The sequence below is a fragment of the Qipengyuania polymorpha genome (genome assembly GCF_019711435.1).
GTDB lineage: Bacteria > Pseudomonadota > Alphaproteobacteria > Sphingomonadales > Sphingomonadaceae > Qipengyuania > Qipengyuania polymorpha.
This window is the reverse complement of the sequence record NZ_JAIGNK010000002.1, coordinates 645679-669183: the sequence shown is the minus strand read 5'-3', so window position 1 is coordinate 669183 and position 23505 is coordinate 645679. Positions and strand designations below refer to the sequence as shown.

26 protein-coding genes and 1 tRNA gene are annotated in these 23505 nt (G+C 63.1%); 8 read left to right on the top strand and 19 right to left on the bottom strand.

The annotated features are described in order from the left end of the window. Nucleotide 1: 1 nt before the first annotated feature. A complete protein-coding gene (locus K3152_RS08505; RefSeq protein ID WP_221573653.1) occupies nt 2–487 on the top strand; it encodes a DUF2155 domain-containing protein in 486 nt (161 codons plus the stop codon). On the opposite strand, the gene aat is transcribed toward K3152_RS08505, so the two are convergent. After that, on the bottom strand, nt 436–1119 hold the full coding sequence (aat, locus tag K3152_RS08500; protein ID WP_221573652.1) for a leucyl/phenylalanyl-tRNA--protein transferase: 684 nt from the start codon (nt 1117–1119) through the stop codon (nt 436–438). The genes K3152_RS08505 and aat overlap by 52 nt on opposite strands. Before the next feature lie 89 nt (nt 1120–1208). Here aat and K3152_RS08495 point away from each other — a divergent pair. Next, nucleotides 1209–1284, top strand: a tRNA-Trp gene (locus K3152_RS08495). A gap of 13 nt (nt 1285–1297) precedes the next feature. Here K3152_RS08495 and K3152_RS14275 read toward each other — a convergent pair. Next, complete coding sequence (locus K3152_RS14275) at nt 1298–2503, bottom strand: calcium-binding protein (RefSeq protein ID WP_221573651.1); 1206 nt, start codon at nt 2501–2503, stop codon at nt 1298–1300. Nucleotides 2504–2596: 93 nt separating this feature from the next. Here K3152_RS14275 and K3152_RS08485 point away from each other — a divergent pair, with 93 nt between their 5' ends. Further along, nucleotides 2597–3487, top strand: a complete 891-nt coding sequence (locus K3152_RS08485) for an LOG family protein (protein ID WP_221573650.1) — start codon at nt 2597–2599, stop codon at nt 3485–3487. Here K3152_RS08485 and thiD read toward each other — a convergent pair. Genes thiD through glmM form a run of 3 tightly spaced genes read right to left on the bottom strand, consistent with a single transcriptional unit; the run spans nt 3484 to nt 5863 of the window. Beyond that, nucleotides 3484–4305 carry a bifunctional hydroxymethylpyrimidine kinase/phosphomethylpyrimidine kinase gene (thiD, locus tag K3152_RS08480; protein ID WP_221573649.1) on the bottom strand — a complete coding sequence of 274 codons (822 nt, stop codon included), beginning with the start codon at nt 4303–4305 and terminating at the stop codon, nt 3484–3486. The genes K3152_RS08485 and thiD overlap by 4 nt on opposite strands. Next, nucleotides 4302–4526: a DUF1272 domain-containing protein gene (locus K3152_RS08475; protein ID WP_221573648.1), complete on the bottom strand. Its 225-nt coding sequence runs from the start codon at nt 4524–4526 to the stop codon at nt 4302–4304. Before K3152_RS08475 ends, thiD begins: the two co-directional genes overlap by 4 nt. After that, nucleotides 4526–5863, bottom strand: coding sequence for a phosphoglucosamine mutase (glmM, locus tag K3152_RS08470; protein WP_221573647.1), 1338 nt, complete (start codon nt 5861–5863; stop codon nt 4526–4528). Before glmM ends, K3152_RS08475 begins: the two co-directional genes overlap by 1 nt. A 174-nt stretch (nt 5864–6037) precedes the next feature. Here glmM and K3152_RS08465 point away from each other — a divergent pair, with 174 nt between their 5' ends. Beyond that, nucleotides 6038–6649 carry a superoxide dismutase gene (locus K3152_RS08465; RefSeq protein ID WP_221573646.1) on the top strand — a complete coding sequence of 204 codons (612 nt, stop codon included), beginning with the start codon at nt 6038–6040 and terminating at the stop codon, nt 6647–6649. A 59-nt stretch (nt 6650–6708) separates the two neighbouring features. Here K3152_RS08465 and K3152_RS08460 read toward each other — a convergent pair whose 3' ends face one another. Genes K3152_RS08460 through K3152_RS08450 form a run of 3 tightly spaced genes read right to left on the bottom strand, consistent with a single transcriptional unit; the run spans nt 6709 to nt 8729 of the window. Further along, nucleotides 6709–7887, bottom strand: coding sequence for an AI-2E family transporter (locus tag K3152_RS08460; protein ID WP_221573645.1), 1179 nt, complete (start codon nt 7885–7887; stop codon nt 6709–6711). A gap of 54 nt (nt 7888–7941) precedes the next feature. Further along, nucleotides 7942–8550 (bottom strand): sigma-70 family RNA polymerase sigma factor, encoded by a 609-nt coding sequence (locus tag K3152_RS08455; protein ID WP_040965207.1) that lies wholly within the window; start codon nt 8548–8550, stop codon nt 7942–7944. Further along, on the bottom strand, nt 8550–8729 hold the full coding sequence (locus K3152_RS08450) for a NepR family anti-sigma factor (protein WP_221573644.1): 180 nt from the start codon (nt 8727–8729) through the stop codon (nt 8550–8552). The genes K3152_RS08455 and K3152_RS08450 overlap by 1 nt, the downstream gene beginning before the upstream one ends. Before the next feature lie 266 nt (nt 8730–8995). Between K3152_RS08450 and K3152_RS08445 the strand changes: the two genes are divergently transcribed. Beyond that, nucleotides 8996–10630, top strand: a complete 1635-nt coding sequence (locus K3152_RS08445) for a CHASE domain-containing protein (protein WP_345719782.1) — start codon at nt 8996–8998, stop codon at nt 10628–10630. Between the two features lie 193 nt (nt 10631–10823). On the opposite strand, the gene K3152_RS08440 is transcribed toward K3152_RS08445, so the two are convergent. Continuing rightward, nucleotides 10824–11615, bottom strand: a complete 792-nt coding sequence (locus K3152_RS08440) for a response regulator (RefSeq protein WP_221573642.1) — start codon at nt 11613–11615, stop codon at nt 10824–10826. Nucleotides 11616–11858: 243 nt separating this feature from the next. Between K3152_RS08440 and K3152_RS08435 the strand changes: the two genes are divergently transcribed. Beyond that, nucleotides 11859–12512 carry a Crp/Fnr family transcriptional regulator gene (locus K3152_RS08435; protein WP_221573641.1) on the top strand — a complete coding sequence of 218 codons (654 nt, stop codon included), beginning with the start codon at nt 11859–11861 and terminating at the stop codon, nt 12510–12512. A gap of 250 nt (nt 12513–12762) precedes the next feature. Here the strand turns inward: K3152_RS08435 and K3152_RS08430 are convergent, their stop codons facing one another. Both K3152_RS08430 and K3152_RS08425 read right to left on the bottom strand, forming a co-directional pair. Then, nucleotides 12763–13191, bottom strand: a complete 429-nt coding sequence (locus tag K3152_RS08430; RefSeq protein WP_221573640.1) for a response regulator — start codon at nt 13189–13191, stop codon at nt 12763–12765. Nucleotides 13192–13330: 139 nt separating this feature from the next. Next, complete coding sequence (locus tag K3152_RS08425) at nt 13331–14488, bottom strand: GNAT family N-acetyltransferase (protein WP_221573639.1); 1158 nt, start codon at nt 14486–14488, stop codon at nt 13331–13333. Nucleotides 14489–14643: 155 nt separating this feature from the next. On the opposite strand from K3152_RS08425, the gene K3152_RS08420 reads away from it, so the two are divergent. Continuing rightward, a complete protein-coding gene (locus K3152_RS08420; RefSeq protein WP_221573638.1) occupies nt 14644–15735 on the top strand; it encodes a fatty acid desaturase family protein in 1092 nt (363 codons plus the stop codon). Between the two features lie 81 nt (nt 15736–15816). Here K3152_RS08420 and K3152_RS08415 read toward each other — a convergent pair whose 3' ends face one another. The 4 genes from K3152_RS08415 to K3152_RS08400 all read right to left on the bottom strand — a co-directional run bounded on the left by K3152_RS08415 (nt 15817) and on the right by K3152_RS08400 (nt 18981). Further along, nucleotides 15817–16071: a hypothetical protein gene (locus K3152_RS08415; RefSeq protein WP_221573637.1), complete on the bottom strand. Its 255-nt coding sequence runs from the start codon at nt 16069–16071 to the stop codon at nt 15817–15819. A gap of 67 nt (nt 16072–16138) precedes the next feature. Continuing rightward, nucleotides 16139–16657, bottom strand: a complete 519-nt coding sequence (locus tag K3152_RS08410; protein WP_221573636.1) for a GNAT family N-acetyltransferase — start codon at nt 16655–16657, stop codon at nt 16139–16141. After that, the gene (gene lptG / locus K3152_RS08405) at nt 16654–17751 is read right to left on the bottom strand and encodes an LPS export ABC transporter permease LptG (RefSeq protein ID WP_221573635.1); all 1098 of its coding nucleotides are present in this window, start codon (nt 17749–17751) and stop codon (nt 16654–16656) included. The genes K3152_RS08410 and lptG overlap by 4 nt, the downstream gene beginning before the upstream one ends. 3 nt (nt 17752–17754) lie before the next feature. Next, nucleotides 17755–18981: an LptF/LptG family permease gene (locus K3152_RS08400; RefSeq protein ID WP_221573634.1), complete on the bottom strand. Its 1227-nt coding sequence runs from the start codon at nt 18979–18981 to the stop codon at nt 17755–17757. A 108-nt stretch (nt 18982–19089) separates the two neighbouring features. On the opposite strand from K3152_RS08400, the gene K3152_RS08395 reads away from it, so the two are divergent. Beyond that, nucleotides 19090–20325 carry a hypothetical protein gene (locus K3152_RS08395; RefSeq protein ID WP_221573633.1) on the top strand — a complete coding sequence of 412 codons (1236 nt, stop codon included), beginning with the start codon at nt 19090–19092 and terminating at the stop codon, nt 20323–20325. Nucleotides 20326–20340: 15 nt separating this feature from the next. Here K3152_RS08395 and K3152_RS08390 read toward each other — a convergent pair whose 3' ends face one another. The 4 genes from K3152_RS08390 to K3152_RS08375 form a co-directional block, all read right to left on the bottom strand. Further along, the gene (locus tag K3152_RS08390) at nt 20341–20847 is read right to left on the bottom strand and encodes a DUF427 domain-containing protein (protein WP_221573739.1); all 507 of its coding nucleotides are present in this window, start codon (nt 20845–20847) and stop codon (nt 20341–20343) included. A 4-nt stretch (nt 20848–20851) separates the two neighbouring features. Beyond that, complete coding sequence (clpS, locus tag K3152_RS08385) at nt 20852–21217, bottom strand: ATP-dependent Clp protease adapter ClpS (protein ID WP_221573632.1); 366 nt, start codon at nt 21215–21217, stop codon at nt 20852–20854. A gap of 203 nt (nt 21218–21420) precedes the next feature. After that, entirely contained in the window at nt 21421–22236 is an 816-nt protein-coding gene (locus K3152_RS08380; RefSeq protein ID WP_221573631.1) for a phasin family protein, read from the bottom strand. A 139-nt stretch (nt 22237–22375) separates the two neighbouring features. Continuing rightward, a complete protein-coding gene (locus K3152_RS08375; protein WP_221573630.1) occupies nt 22376–23494 on the bottom strand; it encodes an FG-GAP repeat domain-containing protein in 1119 nt (372 codons plus the stop codon). Nucleotides 23495–23505: the final 11 nt, after the last annotated feature.

The window sequence follows — 23505 nt, the reverse complement described above, 5'->3', positions numbered from 1 at the left end:
TATGCTTCGGGCGGTCGCGCTGTTCCCGCTGGTGGCATTGCTGGCCGCCTGTTCGGACGACCCGCCCGAGCCGGCGCCGGTCGAAACCGAAATTCCCGAAGAACTCCAAGGCGTCGAACTGCCCGAAATCATCGCCGAGGATGCCGGCATCGGCACCCCGATGGAAGAGCGCGTCGCGACCATCGGCCTGCTCAACAAGCGCAATAATCTCAGCCAGGACCTCGAACTGAAGCCCGGCGAGCAGCGGCGCGTCGGCGACGTCATCATCCGCTTGCGCGCTTGCGAGCGCACCGCGCCGTGGGAATTCGAGAAGGACGAGGGCGGCTTCGTTCAGGTCCTCGTTCGCGAACGCGGGACCGAGGACGAATTCCGCAGGGTCTTCTCCGGCTGGCTGTTCAAGAACAAGCCGTCCATCAACGTCGTCGAGCACCCGATTTACGACGTCTGGGTCAAATCCTGCGCGATGGAATTCCCGGGCGAAGAGTGAGCATTTGCCGCGGCCACGGCTTGCGGAATGCTCGATAACGGCGTGCCGGTCGCGGCAAACAGCCTTTCCAGATAGGCAGATTGCGGCATGGCCACCGCGCCCATGGTGGCGAGGTGGTCGGTCATGAACTGGCAGTCGAGCAGCGCATAGCCCGCGCGCCGCATCGCAGCGACCAGCCATGCCAGCGCGACCTTGCTGGCGTTGTCGGTGCGGCTGAACATGCTCTCGCCGCAAAAGACACGGTCGAAGGCGACGCCGTAGAGGCCGCCGACCAGTTCCTCGCCTTGCCAAACCTCAATGGAATGCGCGTGGCCGGCGCGCTGCAACTCGATGTAGCTCGCTTCGATCTGGTGGCTTATCCAGCTTTCGGACAGTTCCTCGCGCGGCTCGGCGCAGGCGGCGATGACATTCGGGAAGGCCTCGTCGCAGCTCACGCGGAAGCGGTCCTGCCTGAGCACCTTCTTCAGGCTCTTAGACATATGGAAGCCGTCGAGTGGGATGATCGCCCTCTCGCGCGGCTCGACCCAGTAGACCTCGCGGTCACTGCGATGGTCGGCCATGGGGAAGACCCCGCTGCGATAGGCGCGCAGCAACAGTTCTACAGGTATCGTCTCTGGCACGGGGGCATGCATTGCGCGAACTTCCTATCAGTTTGTTTGGCGAGCTGCGATAGGTGTCTTGCCAAGTGCGCGGCGCTAGACTAGTGCGCCCCTCGCGCTGCAGGGGTGTAGCTCAGCTGGTAGAGCATCGGTCTCCAAAACCGAGGGCCACGGGTTCGAATCCTGTCACCCCTGCCAAGCGCGCCCTTCCTCAGAAAATGAAATCGTTCGCCGTGAGCTGCGCATCGCAGTCGCGGAGGAAAATGGCGAAGTCGGCGCTACTATCGCCGTCCTCATCGACTTCGACCAGCACTCCATCGTCGAGCACTTCGAACCGCACCTCCCCAACACTGTGGGTGAAGGCGTCCGACCCGATGAAGCGGGCTTCCACGCCCGGAGCCAAGGTGAGGGCTAGCTTGTCCTCGAAACGGTGGAAATCGGTGACGATATCTGCCGTTGCCCGGTCGTTCCCGGTCTCGGGCGCGCTGAAATAGAAGATGTCGCGACCTTCCCCGCCGGTCAGGATATCGCGCCCCTCGTCACCGTGAATCCGGTCATTGCCTGCGCCGCCCTCGATAATGTCGTCGCCGCTATAGCCGAACAACTGGTCGGAACCGCCGAGGCCTAGAAGAACATCGTCTCCAGCATATCCGCTGATCGTGTTGGCAAGTTCGTTGCCGGTCATCGTATTGTCGAGACTGTTGCCAATGCCGATGCGCCCGCGCTCGCCTGCCATCACGAGGTTTTCCACGTTGGCCACGAGGCGCGCGTAATATAGCGTGGAAACAAGCGTGTCCGTCCCTTCGCCCGATGCCTCGATAATCGCATCGTCGCGCACGTCCTCGTAGTACGTGTCATTGCCAGCACCACCGGTCATCACATCCGCTCCCGTGCCCCCATCGAGCACGTCATTACCCGCACCGCCCAGCAGGATATCGGTGCCGTTCCCGCCGAACAAACGGTCGTTCCCTTCGCTTCCGACAAGTTCGTCCGCTCCGCGCAGCCCGTAGGCCTCGCCGGTCTGCTCGAGGGTCAGCGTGTTGCCGAGCAGGTTTCCGGCAAGGATGGCTCCGGCAGCGGTGGCGATGCCGTTTTCCACGCCCCACCACAGCTGGGTGGCGGCAGCCGATGTAATGACGGTATCGATTCCTCCGCCCGTCCACTCGACAATCTCGTCGAGCGGCCCTTCGGCGACAATCCAGTCGGTTGTCGCTGCATCGACATAGTAGGTGTCGTTCCCCGTTCCGCCGACCATCAGGTCTGCACCGCTGCCGCCATCGAGCAGGTCGTCGCCGGAAAAACCGAAGAGCCTGTCGTCCCCGCCGAAACCGCGTATGTCGTCAGCGCCGGCCGTGCCTGTGAGAGTTTCGGCCTGCGCGCCCCCGCGCCGTTCTGCCTCTGTCTCTTTCTTCGCCAAGCTGCTCTCCTTGTTTGCTCCGATAACCTATAAATAGCGAAAGCGGATTGGCCAGACTTGTATCGATTATCCCCGCAACGTATCGCGCTCGTCATGACAGAAGAAGAAAAGCAAAAGCGCGATCTCAAGGATCGCAAGTTCTATCCGGCCCAAAAAGAGGCCGAATTCGAAAAAAAGGGACTGGAACAGCATACGCCGCAAACGGCGCATCCTTCCTACAAGCTCGCATTCCAGGACAAGGAGTTCCTGCTGCGCGAGGAGCTGCGCCCGGTGCGCTTCCAGCTCGAATTGCTCAAGCCGGAAATGATTCTCGACGAGGCGGGTGTCGGTTCGACCATGGTGATGTACGGCAGCGCCCGCATTCCCCCGCCCGAAGCCGCCGAAGCAGCGCTCGAAGGTGCGAAGAACCTTCCGGAGGACGAGCGCAAGATCGTCGAGAACCTTGTCGCCAAGTCGAAATATTACGGCGAAGCGCGCAAGCTGGCGCGCATGGTCACCGAAAAGTCCATCATAGAGGATGGTAAGCGTCAGTTCGTGGTGTGCTCTGGCGGCGGCCCGTCGATTATGGAAGCGGCCAACCGCGGCGCGAGCGATGCGGGTGGCGAGAGCATCGGCCTCAACATCATCCTGCCGCATGAGCAGGCGCCAAACCAGTATGTGACGCCCTACCTCTCCTTGAACTTCCACTATTTCGCGCTGCGCAAGATGCACTTCCTGCTCCGCGCCCGGGCGGTGGCGGTGTTCCCCGGCGGTTTTGGCACGTTCGATGAATTCTTCGAACTGCTGACCCTGATCCAGACGGGCAAGATGAAGCCCATGCCGATCCTGCTGTTCGGCAAGGATTTCTGGAGCCGTGTCATCAATTTCGAGGCGATTGCCGAGGAAGGCACGATTTCGAAGAAGGACCTCGACCTTTTCCGCTGGGTGGAGACTGCCGACGAGGCCTGGGAAAAGATTTCCGGTTTCTACGGCCTCGAACGCTAGTTTCCGTCGCCCGGCTCCAGCTTCCTGACGGACTGGTGGCCGAGCGGTCCGCTGCCTTCGCCAAAGCCCGGGGCCTGCATAATCGCGGCCCGGGTAAAGGCGCGCGCGATGCGGATGGCATTGGTCAGCGGCTGGCCGTGTCCGAGCATGGTGGCAAGCGCCGAGGATAGCGTGCAGCCCGTGCCATGTGTGTGCCGCGTATCGATGCGCGCGTGGCCGAAGCTGGCGAGTTTGCCGCTCGACGAAACCACGTAGTCGACCACCTGGTCACCCTCGCCGTGCCCGCCCTTGGCAAGCACGATGGTGTCCTGCTCCCCGGCAAGCTGGCTCGCGGCCTCGAAGACCTCGTCCGGCCCGATTTCCTCGCGCCCGGTGAGTGCGGCGAGTTCGGGAAGGTTGGGTGTGACGATGGTGGCAATCTGCATCAGCGCCGAGAAAGCTCCGATGGTGGCATCGTCCGCGAGCGCAGAGCCGCTGGTCGCGACCATAACGGGGTCAAACACGATAGCGCCCGAATAGGTGTCGAGCCGCTCTGCAAGCCGCAGCGCGATCTCGGGCGAGCCCAGCATGCCGATCTTGATCGCATCGGCACCGATATCGGAAAGGCAGCTGCCGACCTGGTCCATGACGAGGTCGGGATGCATGACCTCGATCCCCTGCACCCCGCGCGTGTTCTGCGCGGTGACGGCGGTGATGGCACTCATGGCATAGCCGCCGAGCATGGTGATGGTCTTGATGTCGGCCTGGATGCCCGCACCGCCCGAACTGTCGGATCCGGCAATGGAGAGGACGCGGGGCGGGGTATTCGCCTCGCTCACCCCTTGAACTTCCGCGTCGTGCTGGGCGGATATTTCTCCTGCAGCCTGGCCGCGCGGGTGGGGCGGTCCATCAATTCTCCGCCGCAATTGGGGCAGAGGTCGTCGAGCGCGTCGGCGCAGTCGGCGCAGTAAGTGCATTCGAAGCTGCAGATGAAAGCGCCGGACGCTTCGGCGGGGAGGTCGGTACCACAGCGCTCGCAATCGGGTCGCATTTCGAGCATCAGGCGGCCTCCCTCACGGCATCGCAGATGCGGTCGACGACTTGCTCGACCTGTGCCGCATCATCACCTTCCGCCATCACGCGGATGACCGGCTCCGTACCCGAAGGACGGATGACGAGGCGGCCCTTGCCCTCCAGCTCCTTTTCCGCTTCGGCGATGACCGCCTTCACGCTTTCGTTTTCCAGCGGCTTGCCGCCCGAATAGCGCACGTTCTTGAGCAGTTGCGGGACAGGGTCGAAGACATGCAGCAATTCGCTCGCCGGCTTGCCCGAGCGCACGAGGCTGGCGAGCACGCGCAGCGCGGCAACGGTGCCGTCACCGGTCGTGCCGTGGTCGGTCAAAATCATGTGCCCCGACTGCTCGCCGCCCACGTTGAAGCCGCCCTGCTTCATCCGTTCGAGCACGTAGCGGTCGCCGACCTTGGTGCGCTCGAGCGTCAGGCCCTGGCCTTCAAGATAGCGTTCGAGTCCGAGATTGCTCATCACGGTCGCTACCACGCCGCCACCCTTCAGGTCGCCGCGGTCGTGAAGGCGCGAGGCGATGAGGCCCATGATCTGGTCGCCATCGACCGTGCGGCCCTTCTCGTCGATGACGATGAGGCGGTCGGCGTCGCCATCCAGAGCGATGCCGATATGCGCTTCTTCCTCGACCACCCGCGCCTTGATCGCATCGAGCGAAGTCGAGCCTACGTCGCGGTTGATGTTCGTGCCGTCCGGCTCGACCCCCATGGTGACGATGTCGGCACCCAGTTCCCAGATGGCTGCCGGGGCGACCTTGTAGGCCGCGCCATTGGCGCAATCGACCACGACCTTGAGGCCGTCGAAGCGGATGTCGCTCGCCACCGATTGCTTGACCGCGTGGATGTAGCGCCCGCTTGCGTCGTCGATCCGGCGGGCGCGGCCGATGCGGTCGGGGCTGACCAGCAGCGGCTCCTGCGCAATCAGCGTCTCGATCGCCATCTCGGCTTCGTCCGACAGCTTGAAGCCGTCGGGGCCGAAGAGTTTGATGCCATTGTCTTCGAACGGGTTGTGGCTGGCTGAAATCATCACGCCCAAATCGGCGCGCATCTCGCGGGTGAGGAGGGCGATGGCCGGGGTCGGCAGCGGTCCGGTCATGATGACATCCATGCCCACGCTGGTGAAGCCCGCTACCAGCGCGCTCTCCATCATATAGCCCGACAGGCGTGTGTCCTTGCCGATGACGACGCGGTGGCGGTGGCCGCCGCGCAAGAAATGCGTACCGGCAGCCTGCCCGACCTTCATCGCGATTTCGGCGGTCATCACGCCTTCATTGGTGCGTCCGCGAATACCGTCGGTGCCGAAGAACTTGCGCGCCATGGATTTCCTTTGTGCTTTCCCGTGTTCGCCCCTTCTGGCGCGTTCGGCCAGCGAAGAAAAGACCGCTCACCCCCCTTTCGGTTCCGCTTGTCGCTGCTACATGCAACCACGCGCGCCTTGGTGCGTTAGGGTCGCAGAAGAGTTCTACACACCAACCCAAGAGGGGACCACTCCATGGCTTTCGAGCTGATCGATCTTCCGTATGACGACACCGCACTCGAACCCGCCGTTTCGGCCAAGACGCTGAGCTACCATCACGGCAGGCACCACAAGGCCTATATCGACAAGACCAACGCGGCCATCGATGGCGGTGACCTTTCCGGCAAGACGCTAGAGGAAGTGATTGCGGCAGCGCGCGGCAGCGACCAGGGCCTGTTCAACAACTCGGCACAGAGCTGGAACCACGGCTTCTACTGGCACTCGATGGCGGCAGAAGAAACCAACGCTTCGGATGAGCTCAAGAGCATGATCGACAGCGCTTTCGGCTCGGTCGACGGGCTCAAGGACAAGCTGAAAGAACGCGGCGCAGGCCATTTCGCCAGCGGCTGGGTCTGGCTGGCGGTGAAGAATGGCGAACTGACCATCGAGGAAACGCATGACGGCGACACGCTGGCCGATCAGGACGGGGTGAACCCGCTCCTCGTCATCGACCTCTGGGAACACGCCTATTACCTCGATCACCAGAACGCGCGCCCCGAGTACCTCGGCGCGGTTGCCGGCAAGCTCAACTGGAAGTTCGCCAGCGACAACCTCGCCCGCGGCACCACCTGGCAGTATCCCTGCTAAGCGCGTCTCGCGACTGAATTTCAGGAAAGCCCGCTGCGCTCATCTGCGCGGCGGGTTTTTTACTTGGTCTCTGCCTCTTCGGGCGCATCTTCGAGGAACTTGTTCGCAAACAGCGGTTCGCCGAAGATGAAGCCGATGAGGTTGGGCCTGCCGACATGGTCGAACAGCGCGGTCAGCATCAGCAGGATTGGGACCGACAGCAAGGCCCCGAACACCCCCCAAATCCAGGTGAAATAGGACAGGGCGATGAGGATCATCACCGGGTTCATCGTGAAGCGTGCGCCGAGAATGGAAGGCGTGATGACATTCGCCTCGACGGTATGCAGCGCAAGATAGGCTGCTGCCGGAATAAGGCCGAGCAAGACCGTCTCGGTCGTCCCGATACCGAATAGCGCAAGCAGGAAAACCATGATGGTGGGGCCGATATAGGGCAGGAAGTTGAGGATGGCGGCGAGCCCGCCCCACATGATCGGCGCGTCGACTCCGAGCGCCCACGCGCCCAATGCCACCACCACGCCGACCAGCGCGTTGATCCAGCCAACGGTGAGGATATAGGCGGCAACGCGGTCCTGCACTTCGCGCAGGACACGCGCTGCCTTGATGCTGGTGCCGAAACTGGCGCGGCCGAACAGCAGGCGCTGGCGCAGCCGCACCCGCGCCTCGATCATGAAGAAGGCCATCAGCAGCGTGAGGATGGCCTCGATAATCACCGTCGGTGTGGCGATGGCGATTTCCTCGAGCATGCTGGGCGTGGCGACCACCACCTCGCGCGCTTCCTCGCGCTCGACCAGTTCGGCGAGCTGCTGGTTTATCTGGGCCACCCAGTCGAACTGCGTGCGGATCTCGGTGAAGCGGTCGCCTACCTGCTGGAGGAGAGCAGGAAATTCGTCGAACAGCGCGACCGCCGGCTGGAGGATGAGCGCCAGCGCCAGCACCAGTATGGCAAAGAAGACCACCAGCGAAATCAGCGAGGCGAGCGCATTGGGCAGGCCCCAGCCGTGCAGTTTGTCGGCCAGAGGCGAAAGGATGACCGTCAGCACGATCGCCGTCACCACCGGCAGGAAGACCACCGAACCGATGGAGAGCACGAAGGGCAGGGCGAAGAACAGGCCGAGGCCGATGAAGACGACCAGTGCGGAAATCAGTCGCAGTTCCTGCTCGGCAAAGGTGAACCGCCGCCCGTGCGCGGGTGCGACGGGTGGCTGGCTGCCGGTTTCCTTGATGTCTCCCTCGCTCATCGCCGCCCTATGTGCCGTGAAGTCTGAACGTGGGCAAGACGGCGCTGCCAGCGACTAGCTACGTGCCGCGACACCCTGCCCCGCTGCTACATCGTCGAGTTCCTCGAGGATGGCGCGGTGCGCGGTGTCATCCTCGATCGAGCGCTTGGGAATGGAGCCATCGGCCAGCATCGTGTTCAAGGCGGCGCGGGCGCGGCCCACGCGGCTCTTGATGGTGCCGACAGCGCAGCCGCAGATATTGGCCGCTTCCTCGTAGGAAAAGCCGCCCGCGCCCACCAGCAGCAGCGCCTCTCGCCGTTCGGGCGGGAGGGTCAGAAGCGCGCGGTGCATGTCGGAGAGGTGGATAGGCTCCTCCTGTCCGGCAGGTGCCGTCAGCACGCGTTCGGCCACGGTCTCGTCATACTCGCCGCGGAAGCGGTTGCGCCGCATGTCGGTGAGATAGGCATTGCGCAGGATTACGAAGGTCCATGCGCGCATGCTGGTGCCCGGCTGGAAGCGCTCCTGCGCCGCCCAAGCCTTGAGCAGGGTTTCCTGGACGAGATCGTCGGCCATGTCGGCGCGCCCACACAAACCGCGCGCAAAAGCACGCAGGTGCGGCACCACCTCGGTAAGTTCTCGCTTGAAGTCGGCCTTTTCCGAGGCCGTGCGTTTCTCGGCCCCCATCAGTCCTTACTGTCCAGCTGTGAAAGAAGATCCTTGAAGCTGTCGGGAAGCTCTTCCTCGACGACGGAATCGTAAAGCCGACGCAGGCCATTGGCCCAGTCGGGTCGTTCCTTGCCGGAAGCTGCTTCCTTCGCGCTGCCCGCCACGGGCTTGCTTGCGGAAGGTTTTTCAGAAGTCATCGTTTGAAGAATGCGTCCTTGCCTTCGCGGATTCAAGGCCCGGCACCTGCCGGACCTCCCGCGTTTTCGATCCCGTGTGTGCGTGCAGAACGCCGAACTCTCAATGTGGTTCCAAGGCAATTTTGCAACTGCGGGGGAAAACTCCCCATGTCCGTGGAACTTTAGGTGAGGCGGCGGATAGTAGGGCTGCCGGGGCAGTAGATAAACGAGGATTTCCGCTGGTACAGGACGATCTCATTCGAAGGGGGATGCGGAGGCGCTGGCTGGTGGATTATCCGCGCGCCGTGCCCCTCGCGATTTTCCTGCTGGTCGCCGCCGTCACGGTCGTCAGCGTATTCTCGATCGAGCGCGGGGAGCGGGTGCGCGAGACCGCCGAACTCAACCGGCAGGCGCAATCGATGGTCGGCGCGATCGAGCGGCGCGCCTATTCCAATTCCTCGTTCCTGCGGGCAGGCGCTGCGCTGTTCGGGGCGCAGGCAGAAGTTACGCCCGAACTTTTCCGCCAGTTCGTTTCCGAGCTGCGGCTCGATGCCGATTACCGGGGTGCGGAAGGCATCGGATGGGCTCCCGCCATATCCGCCCGTCAGGTTGCCGATTTCGAACGCGTGGCCAGTTCGGGCAAGATAGGGCTGACGAAGGTTGTCCCTTCGCTCGATGAGCAACCGCGCAGCCAGCTGGTCCCCATCCTGTTCCTGCAGCCCGACACGCTGCGCAATCGCCGCGCGCTCGGCTTCGACATGTATTCCGAGCCTACGCGCCGTGAGGCGATGGACCAGGCAACCCGGACGATGCGGCCCACCGCCAGCGGCCGGGTTACCCTCGTCCAGGAAGGGGGTGCCGAGGAGGCGGGTTTCCTAATCTATATGCCGGTGTTCGACGGGACCGGGCCGGGCCGCAGCCTGAAGGGCTTTGTCTATAGCCCCTTCAACGCCTCGCAATTCCTCTCTTCCGCTTCCGAGCTCGTCCAGGGGACCAAGGCGAGCGTGCGCTTCTACGATGTCTCCGGGGGGGAGCGCCTGCTGATGGCGCAGACGCCCGGCTGGAACGACCAGGGCGAGAAGGTCGAGCGCGAGGTCGACCTCGCCAACCGAAGGATGGTCATGGTGATCCAGTCCGGGCGCGACGCGACCTTGTCGCCGCTGTCCATGATTACCCTGCTGTTCGGCCTTGCCGTGGCAAGCCTGCTGCTCGTCGTCGCCCGCCTGCTCACCCAGCAGGCGCAAGAAGACAGCCGTTCGCTCGAATGGTTCGCCCAGCAAAATTCGATCCGCAACTCGCTCACCCGCGAACTCAATCATCGCGTGAAGAACACGCTCGCCAATGTGCTCTCCATCGTTTCGCTGACCCGACGCAGGACGGATTCGCTGGACGAATTTGCCGAAGGTATCGACAGCCGCATCCGCGCGCTGTCCGCAACCCATGACCTGCTGACGCAGTCCGAGTGGGGTACCACGCCCGTTCGCTCGGTCGTCTCGGTCGAGCTTGCGCCCTATACAGACGATGAGGACCACGAACTGGTCATCGAGGGGCCGGAGGTAGAGCTTGCGCCCAACGACGCCTTGTCGCTCGGGCTGGCGCTGCATGAACTGGCCACCAATGCCGCCAAATACGGCGCGCTTTCGACGAGTGGCGGCAAGGTTGAAATCCGCTGGGAGCTGGTGAACGACACGCTCGCCCGCGTCGAATGGGTCGAGAGCCAGGGCCCGCAGGTGACCCTGCCGCGCAAGCGAGGCTTCGGAACCGACCTCATCGAAAAAATCGTAGCCCACGAATTGCGCCATCCGGTCGAGCTCGAATTCGCGCCCGAAGGCGTGCGCTGCACCTTGCTCGTGCCGGTGCGCGAGCCGAGCGAATTCGAATTGCGCAGCAAGGGACCGGCAGGCGCTGCGCGCGGGCATTGAGCCATGGAAGGCCGCCAGCTGCGCCTTTCCCCTACAGATAGCCTCGTTCACTCACGGCTCCCCCACGCGCACTCGGGAGGACCCCATTCGGGCGTCGGCTCGGGCGGCGGCACTTGTCCCTCCTGATCGGCAAAAGAAGAGGCCGCCCGGATCGCTCCGCGCGGCCTCATCCCCTTTTGACTGGTGAACCGTGTCAGCCGAGCGGGCGGCTCGACCCGAAGAACAGCGCCTGGCTGATAGCCGCGCGCACCGTCTGTTCCTGGAACGGCTTGGTCACGAGATAGGTCGGCTCGGGACGGTCGCCGGTAAGCAGGCGCTCGGGATAGGCGGTGATGAAAATCACCGGCACGCTGTCGATGGCGAGGATGTCGTCCACCGCATCGAGACCCGAGGAGCCGTCGGCCAGCTGGATGTCGGCGAGCACGAGGCCCGGGGTTTTCTCTGCGACGACTTCCTGCGCCTGCGTGCGGGTGGCGGCGGTGCCGCACACTTCGTGGCCGAGCGAGGTCACGAGGTCTTCGAGCTGCATCGAGATCAGCGGCTCGTCCTCGATGATGAGGACGCTCGTCGCGCTCTCGCGGTCGATTTCGGTGACCGCATCCTGGACAAGGCGCTCGATCTCGGAAGCGTCGACTTCCATGATCTCGCCGGCCTGCTCGACGCTGAAATCCTCAAGCGTGGTCAGCAGCAGGGCCTGGCGGTTCAATGGCGTAATCGATTTGAGGCGGTCCTGCGCAGCACCTTCGTGGCCGGTATCGCCCTCTTCGCCGGGCACGTCCATATAGGCGCTCGACCACACCTTGTTGAAAGCGCGGTAGAGCGGCACGCGACCGCCTTCGAGCGAAGATTTCAACTGTTCGTCGGCCAGCGCTGCTTCGAGCGTGGCGCGGACAAAGGCATCTCCGGTAGCCTGCGAGCCGGTCAGCGCGCGGGCATAACGGCGTAGATAAGGCAGGTTTTTAGCAATCTGGTCACCAAGCGACATATAACCCCTTCCGTGGTTTGCGCGGGGAGAACGTCCCTGCTTTGCATCGGTTCCGCCTGCTGCGGCAAAAACCGTGATTTGACAAACTGCTTATTTCCGACAACGAGAGCGATGTTGGAGAATTATCCGATCAGGCAGAGGGGAACCGCCTTGCTGGACGTAGCCGAGCCATACAACTGCCTGAGCTGCCCGTTGCTCGATTGCCGGGGATTGCGCCCGCTGGAGGAGCCCCAGCGAGCCTATATGAACACCATCAAGCAAGGCGAGAAGCTGTACGAACGTGGCGACACGGTCGTGCGCGAAGATGAAGAGGTGCGGCATCTCTACACGGTGCTGGAAGGTGTGCTCATCCGCTATCGCTCGCTCGAGGATGGCCGGCGCCAGATCGTCAACTTCATGTTTCCCGGAGACCTTGTCGGCCTGCAGGGCGCTTTCGACGAGCCTTCGAGCCATTCGGTCGAAGTGCTCATCCCGGTACGCCTGTGCGTTTTCAACCGCGGTGACTTCACCCATCTCATCAAGCACAATCCGGAACTCGGTTACGATGTGACCTGGCTCGCGGCCAAGGAAGAGACCGCGCTCGAGGGGCACATTGTCTCGCTCGGCCAGCGCAGCGCGAAAGAACGCGTGGTGTTCCTCGCCGTCTGGTTGCTCGACCGCGCGATTGCCACCGGCCTCGCGCATGACAACAACGTGCTCGATATCCCGATCACCCAGTCGCAGATTGCCGACATGCTCGGGCTTTCGCTGGTCCATACCAACCGCACCATCCGGGCGCTCGACCGTGAAGGGCTGGTCCAGTGGGGGCCACGCGAGATCTGCGTGCCCGACATGGACAAGGCCGCCGACTACGCCGATTTTGAGCGCTCGCGCAAAGGACAACGCCCCTATATCTAAAGGGAGGCTGGGGCGCGGACGGGTTAAGCAAAAAAATTTGCTATTGCCGGGAACCCCATTTCGGTCGGGTCATTTAGTCTATGTCACCGCCGAGACCCCCCCTCCCGTCCAAGCGGCTGGTGATACGATCCCGAAAGGCCTTCGCTCCCAGAGAGCGAAGGCCTTTTTTTTGGCCGTGATGCGTGTTGCTGATCGCGCGCACAGCATCGAGCGCCCTTGAACGGCGGGCCCGCATCCAATTTTCAGGGGCCTAGTGGCTTTTGAGAGCGCCGCGAAGTCGTGAGATGATGCCTTTGCGCGCAGGTTCGCGCAGAAGGTCCACCAGCACTTCGGGCTCATACGGCTTTTCGAGGACACAGCCAAGTTCGGCGATATCGGCAGGGATGTCGCGCGGCATGCCGGTCGAGAAGATGATGCGCGGGCTGTCGGGGCCCAATGTGCGGACGAGTTCGGCAATCGCCCAGCCGTCGTCGCGGTCGGCAAGGTGGATGTCGAGCACGATGGCATCGGGTTGCTTGCGGCGCAGCGCCGCCAGCGCTTCATCGGTCGTGGGACAAATCTCGACCTCGCCCACCCCTGCATCGACCAGCGCCTGCTCGATGGTGAGGCCGATAATGGCATCGTCTTCCACGACCAGCACATGGGCCGGGAGGACGGTCGAGATTTTTGCTTGCTTCACGCTGCCCCTGGGGTCCGATGGATATGGGCCCCGCAGTCTTGCGAGCCCCTGCTTTACCGAACCATGCCGGGGCCGAGCTTGTTCCCGCGCGCGGTCACATCGCGCGGGTGGTGTGGCAGGGCTGCCACGCGCCGGATTGCTAAAGCGCTTTCTCGTAGATCACATATTCGCGATTGACGACGGCCTCGATGGTGTCGGCAATCGCAATCATTCCCTTGTTGTCGTCGAGGATCCAGCCGATTTCACCTCGCTTGCTGTTGTAGTCTGCGGTGGCGTTGCGACGGATATATTCGATCATCATGAAGGCCAGCTGGCTGGCGAGCCGCGAGTTCTGGAACTCCTTGAGCACGCCCATCAGCGGCACGCGCATATCCGCGCCCATGGGCTTCCGCAGCCAGCGCAGCACGTGGAACCAGCCGAAGGGGAAGAGCTTGCCGTCCACCTTCTTCAGCACCTGGTTCATGTCGGGCAACACCATCATGAAGGCCACGGGGCGGCCATCGAGTTCGGCAATCATGTTGAGCTGCGGCTTGATGATGGGCTTCATCTTCTTCGCCGCATGCGAAATCTCGTCATCGGTGAAGGGCACGAAGCCCCAGTTGGTCGACCAGGCATCGTTGAGGATGTGGAGCACGGAGCGGATTTCCTCGTCCCACCGCTTCATATCGATGGGGCGGATGGTGATACGCTCGTTGCGTTCGCCCGATTGCACGATGCGCTGCACCAGTTTGGGGAAGGGCTTGTCGATGGGAAGGTCGTAGGTCATCAAACGCTTCGTCTCGGCGAAGCCATAGCCTTCTATCCAGCCCTGGTAGTGTGCCGGATGGTGGCCCATCATGATGGTGGGCGCGTGGTCCTGTCCCTTCACCAGCAAGCCAGGCTCTTCCCAGATGGACAGCGAAAGCGGCCCGATAACGCGGGTCATGCCCTGTGCGCGCAGCCATTCCTCGGCCCTTGCGAGCAATGCGTGCGCGACTGCCTCGTCCTCGGCATCGAAATAGCCGAACATGCCGGTGCCCGGCCCCATGCCCTGTTCCTGCGGCAGTTCGAGCGCGAGGTGGTCGATATGCGCGGCAATCCGCCCCACCGGCTTGCCGTCGCGGGTCGCGATGAAGAGCTGGACGGTGGCGTGGCCGAAGAAGGGGTTCTTCTTGGGATCGACAAGTTCGAGCTGTTCGGAGCGCAGCTGCGGGACCGAATGCTCCTCGCGCGCGGCGAATTCGCGTCCGATGTCGACAAAGGCAGCGCGCCCCTTCTTGCCTTCGACGGGCTCGATAACGATATGCGTGTCGGACACTGGGCATTCTTCCTTGTTCAGCCGGGGTTAGCCCTTTCTGTGGCACAGGGACGATGTCAAGCAAGCTTGCGCGCGGCTCGATTACATTCATCGAGAGTGCAGGCTGTGAAAGCCCGCGGTTTTCCGCTAAGGGCGCACCCTCAGGAACACATGACATGAACGCCGAACAGACCATTTCTGTCGCCAAGGACGCATCCGCACCGCGCGAACGCGGCTGGCATTCGCAAATCGCCGACGACAAGGCGATGCTTCGCGCTGCGCGCGACCTGACCAAGGATATCGCCGAGCACCGCGCCGCGATTTACTGGACCGACATGGTCGGCTCGGCGCTGGTTGGTTACGGCTCGCTGGCGGCGGCCATTCTCGTCGAAAACATCGCGCTGGCGGCGGTTTTCGCCGTGGTCTCCGTGCTGTCGCTCTATCGCGCACTGCTTTTCATCCACGAGATTTCGCATTTCCGGAACGGCGCTCTGCCGGGCTTCCGTACGGCGTGGAACGCGCTGGTCGGCGTACCCATGCTGACCCCGTCCTTCATGTACGAGCAGGTCCACACGCTGCACCACAAGCGCACGCAGTACGGGACGGTGGCAGACCCGGAATACCTCCCGCTTGCGCTCATGAATGCGTGGAGCCTGCCGCTCTTCGTCATCATCGCCATCCTCGCACCCGTAGCTCTGCTGTTCCGCTTTGCCGTGCTGGTGCCGCTGGGCGCAATCATCCCGCCCATCCGCCGCCTGACCTGGCAGCGGGCGAGCGCTCTGGCCATCAACCCCGAATTTCGCCGCCGTCCGCCCGAAGGCGATTTGCGCCCGCGCGTGATCATGCAGGAAGCCGCCGGTGCCCTCTGGGCCTGGCTACTCATCGGCAGCATCTTCGTGCTTGGCTGGAAGCCGCTGCTCATCGCGCTGGGCGTGGCCTCGGTCGTGGCACTGCTCAACCAGCTGCGCACGCTCGTGGCGCATCTGTGGGAGAACGAGGGCGAGGCGATGACCGTCACGGCGCAGTTCCTCGACAGTGTCAACGTGCCGCCGCCCGGCCGTATTGCCGAGATCTGGGCTCCGGTGGGCCTGCGCTATCACGCGCTGCACCACCTCATGCCCTCGATGCCCTATCACTCGCTGCCCGAGGCGCATCGCCGCCTTGTAAAGGAACTGGGCGAGAGCTCGACCTATCACGGTGCCAATCATGCCGGCATGGGCGTGCTGGTCGCGCGGATTGCCCGCAGCACCATGGGCCGCAAATCCTGACGGACACGAAAAAGGGCCGCTCCCCTCGGTGACTGGGAACGGCCCTTAAATCACGGGTCTGCGACCCGGTGAATTTGTCGCTTAGTTAGCGTCGATATTGGCCTGCACGCCGTCTTCGCTGATGGTCGCGTCGACGTCGGCGCCGTCGATGGTGACGCTCGAACCGGTGCCTTCGCCCGTGCCGGGTTCGGTCACGACGGTGGTCTCGGTGGCAGCGGGCTCTTCGACGACTACGGTGTCGGTGCCGTCGGTGCCTTCATCGGCAGGGGCTTCGGCTTCGGCGCAGGCGCCAAGCGCGATTGCAGCGGCGAGGGCGGGAATAGCAAACTTCTTCATGCCAAAACTCCTTTGTGGCAGCTTTGTGTCGTCAATGCGCCGAAATTGAGGCGGTTCCCGAAATTCGTCAATCGAGGAAGCGTATCATTGCGATGCGCCGTTCGCGCGGCAGGCCGTGTTGCACTTCCTGCTCGATATCAGCCTTGAGGCGCGGGTGGGCATCGAGGTCGGTGACGGTCTTGAAACCATGGCGAGCGTAGAAGGGCCCATTCCACGGCACGTCGACGAAGGTGGTGAGTGTGAGCGCCGCAAAGCCGCTGTTGCGCGCATCGATGTCTGCAGCGCGAAGCAGGACACTGCCGATACCTTGGCCCTGATGGTCGGGGTGGACCGAGAATTCGCGGATGTGCAGTTCGCGCCGGAAGGGTTCGGTCGACAGGAAGCCGATGATGCGCCCGTCGGCTTCCGCCACCAATGAATGGCCCTTGCGGATCAGCCTGCGCTGCTCGTCGGCGGAAACGGCATCCATGCCGGAAACCCCGGACAGGCCCTCCACGCCATCGAAAATTTTTCCCGCGGCCAGTTCGATTGCGGGCAGCGCGTCTGCGTCTTCCGCGCGCGCCAGCCGGATGGAAAAGTCGCTCATTCCTCGGTGCGGATGAGCACCGTTTCGCCTATCAGCGCGAACAGGAAGAACGGCGCCCATGCCGCCAAGAGCGGCGGATAGCCCCCGAAATTCCCCATGGCGAGCGCGGCATTGTCGACCACGAAATAGGCAAAGCCGAGCGCCATGCCGATAAGCGCGCGTACGAAGAGCTGGCCCGAACGCGCGAGGCCGAAGGCGGCCACCGCGCCGAGCAATGGCATGAGGAAGGACGACAGCGGCCCGGACAGCTTGTGCCACCACTTGGCGCGCATCTCGCCAGTACGACGGCCTGCTTCCTCGAAGGCGTCGATTTGCTCGCCGAGATCCCAGAAGGGCACGGCATCGGGGTCTATCTTGGCGAGGTCGATCTGGTCCGGGGTAAGTTCCTCACCCACCACCAGGCTTTCTGCCTCGCTCGACCCGGCGCTGGCCACATCGAAGCGAGTGATGTCCTCGAGCCGCCAGCCGGGGCCGGCATAGGTCGCGCGCGCCGCGTCGACCTGCTCGACAATCGCACCCTCGGGGCTGCGACGGTACCAGGTGACGTCGGTCATGCGGATGTTGTCGCCGCTTCCGGCCAGTTGCGCTGCGGTCAGCACGTTCGGCCCGTCGGCGAGGTAGACGTTGGCGCGCACGGTCGATTCCTCGGGTATCGGCCCGAATTCTGCCGCATCCCACGCTTTCAAAGTAGCGGTGGCGCGGGTAACGACCCGCTCGTTGAAGACGAAACTTGCGCCGCCGACCACCAGCGCCGTCAGCAAGAGCGGCGCCAGCACTTGGTGCGCCGACAGCCCGGCCGCCTTCATCGCGATGACTTCGGAATTCTGGTTCAGCGTCACCAGCGTAATCAGCGTCGCCAGCAGCACCGAATAGGGCAGGAAGCGCTGTATCAGCTGCGGAATGCGCAGCCCCGCATAGGTGAGGAGCTCACCCTGGCCGTTACCCGGGACCGCCAAAATCTTGCCGCTGTTCGACAAGAGGTCGAGCATCATCAGCACCAGCACGAGCATGACCAGCACCGCGAGGATGCGGACGACGAACAGCTTGGCGAGATATTTCGTCAGCGTGGCCGAAGGGAAGAAATCGAGCTGCATGTCTTAGGCCTCGGCCTCTTCTTCTGGCAGGACCACGCGCCGCTTCCTGCGGAACAGTTTCGTCACGCGCTTGGTCACCTTGCCGAACCAGTTCTCGAGCGCGCCGATGGCCTGCCCACCGGGCACGTAGGCCACGCGGTAATACATCCACAATATCAGCGCGCCGAACAGGAAGAACGGCACCCATAATGCGAGCACCGGGTCGACGATGCCGAGCGCACCGACGTCCTCCCCGTACTGGTTCACCTTGTGATAGGCGACGACCATGATGATGGAGAGGAACACGCCAAGCGCGCTGGTACTTCGTTTTGGCGGTATGCCGAGCGCCACTGCCAGGAGCGGCATCAGCGCCATCATCACCACCTCCACCAGTCGGAAGTTGAAACTGGCCTGAGACGCATCGCGCTTGGTCTCGGTCTGGTTGTCGGCCCAGCCTATTCGGAGCAGTTCGGGCAGGATGTATTCCCGCTCGTCCTCCCCCCTGGCCCGGAATTCCTCGATAGCCGGCAGGTCGATGGGCAAGTCGTGCCGCGTGAAGGTGAGCACCCGCGGTGTCTGGCTGCCCGTGTCCTGCACGATCGTGCCCTGCGTCAGGCGCAGGATGATGGTGTCGGGGTCATCGGTGGTGGCGAGGAATGCGCCTTCGCGGGCCGAGATCGACAGCACCTGCCCCTTGTCGTTGGCGACGCGTGCGAAAATGCCCTTCAGCTTGCGCCCGTCGTCCTCGCTCTCCTCGATGCGCAGCGCCATGCGGTCGGCGATGGTGTTGAACTCGCCCACCTTGATGGAAGCGCCCAGCGCGCCCGAACGCAGCTCGTATTCAAGCCTTTCGTAGGTGAAGCGGCTGACCGGCTGGATGAAGAACACCAGCGCCACGTTCAGCGTCATCAGGATGGCGGTGATGGCGAAGGGCACGCGCAGCAGGCGGCCATAGCTCATCCCGACCGCGCGGAAGACGTCGAGCTCGCTCGTCGTCGCAAGCTTGCGAAAGGCGAGCAGGATGCCGAGCAACAAGCCCAGCGGGATGGCAAGGCTGGCATATTCGGGCAGCAACGTCGCGAGCATCTTGAAGACCACGCCGACCGGGCCTCCTTCGACAGCAACGAAATCCAGCAGCCGCAACATCTTGTCGAGCACCAGCAGCGATGCCGCCAGCACGAACACGCCCAGCATCGGCACGATGACGAGCCGGAAGATGTAGCGGTCTATTGCGGGAAGGAAATTGAGCACTCGGGTTCCGGCTGTTGGGGCGCTTGGCCCAAGGCCCTAGCGAAGAAAATCGCGCGGCGGAACCCGCAAGGCACGTTGGCGAGTTGTGAGGTAAAGGAGGTCGCTCTCATGCGCTACGCCATTCTGCCTGTTTTCTTGCTGTCTGCCTGCGCCTCGGTATCCGATACGCCTGCGCCGACAGTCAGTGCCGATGGCACTTTCGTGCCTGCGGGCGCGACTCTGAATGAAAGTGGATTTATCTCGGTCACAGAAGTGCCCGCGCTCCCCTATCCCGAAAGCCCGCCGCCGGAGCCGGACGGCATCGAGAGCTTCTCCACGCGCCTCTCCAAGGCCACGCCCGCCGAGCAGGAAAAATTGTGGGAGGAAGCCAACGGGACCGCCGCCTTCCAGGCCGAGGTCCAGCGCCTCCAGCAAGTCTTGCGGGTCGAGGAGCCGGACAACTTCGTACAGGTGAAGCTGCTGCGCGATGAGACCGCGATGGTAGACCCGAAGACGCTGCTGGGCGCGGAGGTCTGGTTCAAGCGCGACGCGGCCGAAACGCTCGCCCGCTATACCTCGCGCGACGATATTTTCCCGCGCACGGGCGGGTTGACGCAGGTGGAACTCGACCGGCTGCAGCAGGTCTGGATTGAGCGGTTCGAGGGCTTGAAGTGGTCCTCCGCGATTGGCGGGAATGCATCACGCGGAGTGCTGGAAATCACGCCCGGCGTCACCCGCGAGACCTTCATGGCTGCGGCCGAAGAACGCGGCTGGAAATGGGGTGACGAGGTGCAATTCACTTTCGCACCGCCCGCACCGCCGCCATTCGCGGACAGCCGCGTCGAGGACCTCATCCGCATTTTCCCACGCGCGGAAACCGCGCCTGCCATCCAGTTGCTGGCTTTGGGCATGGGCCGGGTCATCCTCGACGACGGCTGCTTCCGTTTCGAGAGGGACGATGACGGGGACAAAGGCCCGCTGGTCATGTTCGGTTACCAGACGCAGCTCGGGCTGGACGAGGAGGGCTTCCTCATCGTCACCAGCACCAACCAGTGGGAGACCGAAACATACCGGATAGGGGAGGTAGGCGCGTGGGGTGGACCCAATAGCGCTCAGGAGGAATGGGAAACAGTGAAGACGCTTCGCGCACGCTGCGGCGAGGGGCAAATCGTCAACATCGGCACGCCGCAGAGCCTGCGCGAATTCTCGCTTCCCGCATCCGACTGGCTGGCAGACTACGCGGAAGCCGAGGGGCTGGGTTATCAGGAAGCGTGGGACGAGGTCATCGCCTGCTATCGGCGGCAGGAGCGACTCGGGCGCAGCGGGCTGGAAGTGCGCGACCGCTGCATCCGGCAGTTCAACTGAGGCCTCGGGCGGGCCTTACCAGAAACGGCTGCCCGGAATGCCCTTAAACGGGCCGGCCTCGCGGCTGGTTATCCATCCGCCGTAGAAGCCTCCCGGTTGCGGTATAACCTGCTCGCCGTCGACAAGGCATTCGTCGAAGGGTTCGGGATAGAAGGCGAAGTAGCCAGCAATTGGGGTGAAGGAGCCGGTCGGGTTGGGATAGCTCCAGCAGGCCGCGGTGAGCAAATCGCCGCCGATCTCTACGTCCCAATAGCGGGCCTGCCCCTTCCATTCGCACATTGAGCGCTGCGGGTTCGAGGTCAGGAACTGTGTCTCCACACCCGCAGGCGGGAGGTAATAGGTCGGCGGGTGGCTGGTTTCCAGCGTGCGCCATGCTTCTTGCGTATCGGCCAGCGTCACGCCGCGATGGCGAATGACGATATGCCTGTCGGTCGGCTCTGCAATGGCGGGGCGGGGATAGTCCCAGACGCTTTCCTGTCCTTCGCCGACCGGGTCGGGTTCGGGATGGCCGAGGAAGGCGATTCCCTCAGGCCTTTTCCAGTGTGCACTGGAGCGGGTGCTGGTTCTGGCGCGCGAAGTCCATCACCTGGTTCACCTTGGTCTCGGCGACTTCGTAAGGGAAGATGCCGCAGACGCCCACGCCCTTCTGGTGGACGTGCAGCATCACGCGTGTCGCCTCTTCCATGTCCATGCGGAAGAAGCGCTTCAGGATGATGACCACGAATTCCATCGGGGTGTAGTCGTCATTCAGCAGCAGCACCTTGTACTGGCTGGGCTTCTTGGGCTTTGCGCGCGTCTTGGTGGCGATGGCGACCTGACCGTCGCCTTCGCGCGTATCGTCGTCACCGTTTTCGGCGGCACGGATAGTGTGGAGGCGGAAGGGATGGGTCATTTCAGGGCGCCAATATCGTATCGAATCCGCAAATCGCAAGCGTGGAAACCATGATGCGCCGAAACGAGAGTTCGGCGCAGGGCAGGGGTTCGTCCAAATGCAAACGGGCCGGACGACACATGGTGCCATCCGACCCGCCGTTTCCAACTACCGGGCAAGGGAGAGAGGAGAGAGATGCCCGGCGGGTTGAAGCTTGGAATTAATTAAGCGGCCTTGCGGACCTTCTCGGCAGCGAGGCTCATGCGGCTCGAAAGCGGAGCGAAGGCTTCGTTGGCGAGCTTGAGCATGGCTTCGGTGTTCTTCGAGGTGGTCGAGACCATCGCGTCGAAGTTGCGGCGTGCGATTTCGCCCTGCAGCTGGAACAGCTCGGTCGGCGACTTGATGGCAGCCATCTTCTTGACGTCGCCCTGGACGGTGTCGGCAGCCGACTTGGCTTCTTCGACATAGGTGCGGCCCATGTCCTGCATGCCCGAAGCAAGGATCTTGCCGCTTTCGACGAGGGCTTCGAAGTTGCCCTTCTGGAATTCGACGGCGTCCTTGGTCAGTTCGGTGCCCTTGTCGTAGGCAGCCTTGGCGCGGGTCTGCATGTCGGCAGCCATTTCCTTCGCCTTGGAGGTGTAGTCGGTGGTCTTAGCGTTCTTGGCAGTGGCCATGATGGTGTCCTTCAATTTGGTAATCGGTGTGGTCGAGGTCGTGGTGGCCGGCTTCTTGGCAGGTGCAGCCTTCTTGGCGGCGACCTTCTTCGGAGCGGCCTTCTTGGCGACCGGCTTCTTCTTTGCCGGAGCCTTCTTGGCAGCGACCTTCTTCGCCTTGGCAGGAGCCGCCTTCTTCTTGGCGGGCGCCTTCTTCGGCTTCGCTGCAACGGCCTTGGCGACCTTGTCGGTCTTTACCGGAGCGGTCTGGTCAGCTTCGACAGCCTTCTCGACGGCCTTGAGGCTTACCTCGGCAGTCTTTTTCTCGGCAGCCTCGGCATAAGCCTTTTCGGCAGCAGCATCGATTTTGGTCTGGCTCTCGGCCATGGGAATAACCTCGCTTTATGTTGCACTGCACAAAATAGGCATTGCAGCTGCGAAGTCAAGGATTTTTTGTGCAGTGCACAATAAGGCGCGACGAGGCGTGTTTTCAGCGGGTTACATCACAATTCGGGTTGGGTATCCGCTATTCCGGTGCCTGACTGGTCCGGTTCAACACTATCTTGTTAGCCGATTCCGAATTCGCAAGTGCAATATCGGGCCGCCCGTCGCCGTTCATGTCGCCAATCGCAATCCCGTAGGTATCGGCTTCCGCCTCATCGAGCGGCAGGCGTGCGAAGCTGGTACCATCATTGCGCAGGAGGCTGTTGCTGCCTTCGACTCCGACGGCGAGGTCCTGGTCACCGTCGCCATCGACATCGAAACTCGCGAGTGCCTGCACCGAATTGTCACCCGACCACAGCACGCTGGGCGTGGCAAAGCTCCCGCTGCCGTCATTGGCAAGCAGCGCGACGGACCCGTCACCCTGACCCAGAACGATGTCCATGTCGCCATCACTGTCCATGTCGGCGGCGATCAGCTTGCGGTTGTCTCCTGCGGTTTCTGGCAGGTCGCGTGGCGCGAAACCGCCTTTACCGTCTCCGAGCAACAGCAGGCTGGCCACACCTTCGCGCTGTGCGATGGCGAGGTCGGCATGACCATCGCCATTGAAGTCGGCGGCGGCGAGGCCTGTCGAGGGGCCATCGGTCCCGCCAATCGGAGTGGCGGAGGCAAATTTCATCGCGCCAAGACCAAGGAACAGCAAGTCCTCGCCGCGCCTGCGTGCCATGACGATGTCCGGACGGCCATCTCCGTTCGCGTCGATGGTGATGGAACTGCGCGCGGCGCCGCCACTGCCTTCCAACGCGCCCGTCAGCGTGAAATTGCCCCCGCCGTCATTAGCAAAGGCGAGGGCGGGGAGCGTGTCGCGCACCATGACCACGTCGATATCGCCGTCCCCGTCGAAGTCGCCGGGTTCGAGGCGATAGCTTGCCGAGGGACCGCGCCCGATGGGCAGCGCCTCGAGCAGGCGGCCGTCACCGTGGTTGAGATAGGCGAAGTCGGGCTGCGCCCAGTGCCGTCCGTTGGCGGCCAGCACGTCGAGGTCACCGTCACCATCGACATCGGCCAGCGCGATATCGGCGGCCATGCGTGCCTCGAACTCGAATTCGAGGAACACGATGTCGAGCAATTCCACTTGCGCCGCTGCCGGTACAGTCATCAGCGCTGCGCCGCAGCCTAGCAGCGCGCGTTTGCATGGTGTCACGCGATTTCCCT

What these genes read in the sequence shown, in the direction of transcription:
- K3152_RS08435 (WP_221573641.1), top strand. Translation starts at nt 11,859, where the DNA reads ATGAACACCATCAAGCAAGGCGAGAAGCTGTACGAACGTGGCGACACG.
- clpS (WP_221573632.1), bottom strand. Translation starts at nt 21,217, where the DNA reads ATGACCCATCCCTTCCGCCTCCACACTATCCGTGCCGCCGAAAACGGT.
- K3152_RS08505 (WP_221573653.1), top strand. Translation starts at nt 2, where the DNA reads ATGCTTCGGGCGGTCGCGCTGTTCCCGCTGGTGGCATTGCTGGCCGCC.
- K3152_RS08380 (WP_221573631.1), bottom strand. Translation starts at nt 22,236, where the DNA reads ATGGCCGAGAGCCAGACCAAAATCGATGCTGCTGCCGAAAAGGCTTAT.
- aat (WP_221573652.1), bottom strand. Translation starts at nt 1,119, where the DNA reads ATGCATGCCCCCGTGCCAGAGACGATACCTGTAGAACTGTTGCTGCGC.
- K3152_RS08455 (WP_040965207.1), bottom strand. Translation starts at nt 8,550, where the DNA reads ATGGGGGCCGAGAAACGCACGGCCTCGGAAAAGGCCGACTTCAAGCGA.
- K3152_RS08485 (WP_221573650.1), top strand. Translation starts at nt 2,597, where the DNA reads ATGACAGAAGAAGAAAAGCAAAAGCGCGATCTCAAGGATCGCAAGTTC.
- K3152_RS08475 (WP_221573648.1), bottom strand. Translation starts at nt 4,526, where the DNA reads ATGCTCGAAATGCGACCCGATTGCGAGCGCTGTGGTACCGACCTCCCC.
- K3152_RS08420 (WP_221573638.1), top strand. Translation starts at nt 14,644, where the DNA reads ATGAACGCCGAACAGACCATTTCTGTCGCCAAGGACGCATCCGCACCG.
- K3152_RS08440 (WP_221573642.1), bottom strand. Translation starts at nt 11,615, where the DNA reads ATGTCGCTTGGTGACCAGATTGCTAAAAACCTGCCTTATCTACGCCGT.
- K3152_RS08410 (WP_221573636.1), bottom strand. Translation starts at nt 16,657, where the DNA reads ATGAGCGACTTTTCCATCCGGCTGGCGCGCGCGGAAGACGCAGACGCG.
- lptG (WP_221573635.1), bottom strand. Translation starts at nt 17,751, where the DNA reads ATGCAGCTCGATTTCTTCCCTTCGGCCACGCTGACGAAATATCTCGCC.
- K3152_RS08465 (WP_221573646.1), top strand. Translation starts at nt 6,038, where the DNA reads ATGGCTTTCGAGCTGATCGATCTTCCGTATGACGACACCGCACTCGAA.
- K3152_RS08460 (WP_221573645.1), bottom strand. Translation starts at nt 7,887, where the DNA reads ATGAGCGAGGGAGACATCAAGGAAACCGGCAGCCAGCCACCCGTCGCA.
- K3152_RS08415 (WP_221573637.1), bottom strand. Translation starts at nt 16,071, where the DNA reads ATGAAGAAGTTTGCTATTCCCGCCCTCGCCGCTGCAATCGCGCTTGGC.
- glmM (WP_221573647.1), bottom strand. Translation starts at nt 5,863, where the DNA reads ATGGCGCGCAAGTTCTTCGGCACCGACGGTATTCGCGGACGCACCAAT.
- K3152_RS08395 (WP_221573633.1), top strand. Translation starts at nt 19,090, where the DNA reads ATGCGCTACGCCATTCTGCCTGTTTTCTTGCTGTCTGCCTGCGCCTCG.
- K3152_RS08450 (WP_221573644.1), bottom strand. Translation starts at nt 8,729, where the DNA reads ATGACTTCTGAAAAACCTTCCGCAAGCAAGCCCGTGGCGGGCAGCGCG.